Below are 2,119 nucleotides of genomic sequence, written 5' to 3'. Positions count from 1 at the left end.
TGAAGCTCCGCCATCTTGATTCTGGCTGGTCAGGGCCTCTGGTGTGATGGCGGGTGAGGCTGCTCGGGCTGGTGGTGGGGCAGTGTCCAGCATGTAGATCGTTGGGCAGGGCGGTTCGCCTGTTCCGGTCCGCCGCCTCGTTCTCCTCCCTACGATCCGGCGCATGGTGGATCCCGAGGTGCAGGAGCGGATCGCGGTACGCCGCGCGGAGTTGGACGATCTGGAAGAACAGCTGGTCAAGCAGTTGGCCGAGGTACGGGCGGAACGCGAGGACCTTGCGGCGGCGGAGCGGGTCCTGGCCCGGATGGGCGAGCAGGTCGCCGCCGAACGGGCCGCGACGGCGCCGGCTGTCGCGCAGGTGGGCGGGAAGGAGGTGCTGCTGATCCCGCACCGCGCCCCGGAGATGGCCGAGACCGCGCTCCCGCCGGAGTACCAGCGCATTCTCGCTTCCGTCCGCGCTGCTGGCGGGCCGGTCATGGTCCGGCAGGTGGGCGAGGCGCTCGGGCTGGACACCGGGGTGCGGGGCAAGGTGGAGCCGCTGCGCGGGAAGCTGACGAAACTGGCCGATCGCGGCTGGCTGCACAAGCGTCCCGACGGGCGGTTCACCGTCCGCCCGTGACCCGCAGTTCCTGGGGCGGACGTAACTACGGTGCCCCCGGGGCTCGTTGGGAATGTGTGAGCAAAACCGAAGAGCACATCGGGGACACCGTGTCCCTTGTCTACCAGTGCCGTCTGCCGCTGTCCACGAGCACCGTCAACCACCTCGCCAGCCTGCTGCGGCGTCACCTGAAATCGATAGGTTCGCGCTGGCGGTCGCTGCCGCCGGGGAAGATCGCGGTGATCGTCCTGGCCGTGCTCCGCCACGATCAGCGCCTGACCGACATGGCCGGCGGCAACAACATCGCCGAGTCCACCGTCCGCCGCTGGCGCGACGAGATGATCCACCTGCTCGCCGCCCGCGCTCCGCGCCTGGACCGGGCCCTGAAGAAGATCGCGAAGCGGGGCGGGGAAGTCGTCCTGGTCGACGGCACCCTCATCGCCACCCAGCGCCGCACCGGCCGCGACAACCGAAAACACTTTTCCGGCAAGCACCACCGTCACGGCCTGCACTTCCTCGCCCTGACCGACGAGAGGGGCCGCCTGATCTGGATCTCCGACGCGCGGCCCGGCCGCACCCACGACGCCACCGCCGCCCGCCACGACCATCTCGTCGAACATCTCAAGGCGGCCGGCCTCGGCGCGCTCGCCGACCTGGGCTTCCTCGGCGTGGACAAGCCCGACGACCCCGATGACCTGGTCATCGTGACCGGTTTCAAGGCCACCCGCTACCGCAAGCTCACCCCCGGGCAGAAGACGGCGAACCGGGTTCTGGCCGCCGGACGCGCGCCCGTCGAGCGCGGGTTCGCCCACCTGAAGAACTGGCGGATCCTCACCAAGCTCCGCACTGACCCCGCCCGCGCCACCCACCTGCTTCGCGCGCTGCTCGTACTGACGAACATCGAGGCCACTACAGGAAATTGATCTCTACCGCAGGCGGCCCGCGACCAGCACAAGCACCCCGGAGCAGCGTCACTGAGCCGGGATCGGCTGGGTGAGGTTCACCGGGTTGCCGTCGGGGTCCTGGATGTGGGCGACGCGCTGTCCCCACGGCATGTCGTTGGGGCCGCCGCGGACCGAGCCGCCCAGCGCCGTCACCCGGCCGAGCGTCTCGTCGACGTCGTCGACACCGATGCTGAGCAGGATCCGCGGTGCCGCCCCGGTCCCCGGGTTCGTCTTGGCCACCAGCCCGAGGTCGGTGTCGCCGATGCGCAAGCCGAGGTAGAAGGCCGGGCCTTCCGCCGGAACCCGGAAGATCTCCTCGGCGCCGAACAATTTCGTATAGAAGCCGACCAGGATGTCCTGGTCGGCAGTGATGATCACTGGCTGGATGGTGGACATGGCACTCCTGTCGCGAACGGTCGTGTCGCTGGGTAGACCGTTCGAGGACGGTGAACTCATCGGCAAAACCACCCCGCCGGACGATCTACACCCCAGACTGCCGCCCACGACCAGCACGAGCACCCCGAAACGGGGTCACGCCACCCCTGCTGACCAGCCACTTCAAGATGGCGCAACCACA

3 protein-coding genes are annotated in these 2,119 nt (G+C 69.1%); 2 read left to right on the top strand and 1 reads right to left on the bottom strand.

Going from position 1 to position 2,119, the window contains the following annotated elements; all coding sequences use genetic code 11:
- Positions 1–163 precede the first annotated feature (163 nt).
- Positions 164–619 (top strand): hypothetical protein, encoded by a 456-nt coding sequence (locus QMK28_RS33820; RefSeq protein WP_326443523.1) that lies wholly within the window; start codon positions 164–166, stop codon positions 617–619.
- 56 nt (positions 620–675) lie between these two features.
- Positions 676–1,521 carry a transposase family protein gene (locus QMK28_RS33815; protein WP_326443522.1) on the top strand — a complete coding sequence of 282 codons (846 nt, stop codon included), beginning with the start codon at positions 676–678 and terminating at the stop codon, positions 1,519–1,521.
- A gap of 48 nt (positions 1,522–1,569) precedes the next feature.
- Here the strand turns inward: QMK28_RS33815 and QMK28_RS33810 are convergent, their stop codons facing one another.
- Positions 1,570–1,938, bottom strand: a complete 369-nt coding sequence (locus tag QMK28_RS33810; protein WP_326443521.1) for a VOC family protein — start codon at positions 1,936–1,938, stop codon at positions 1,570–1,572.
- Positions 1,939–2,119 lie beyond the last annotated feature (181 nt).

The sequence above is a fragment of the Streptomyces sp. H27-D2 genome (assembly GCF_035828615.1).
In the GTDB taxonomy this organism is placed as follows: domain Bacteria; phylum Actinomycetota; class Actinomycetes; order Streptomycetales; family Streptomycetaceae; genus Streptomyces.
The sequence above is the reverse complement of the archived record's forward strand: the minus strand, read 5'-3'. Positions and strand labels throughout refer to the sequence as shown.

Excerpts from the sequence above, each read along its gene's own strand:
- QMK28_RS33810 (WP_326443521.1), bottom strand. The coding sequence starts at position 1,938 with ATGTCCACCATCCAGCCAGTGATCATCACTGCCGACCAGGACATCCTG.
- QMK28_RS33820 (WP_326443523.1), top strand. The coding sequence starts at position 164 with ATGGTGGATCCCGAGGTGCAGGAGCGGATCGCGGTACGCCGCGCGGAG.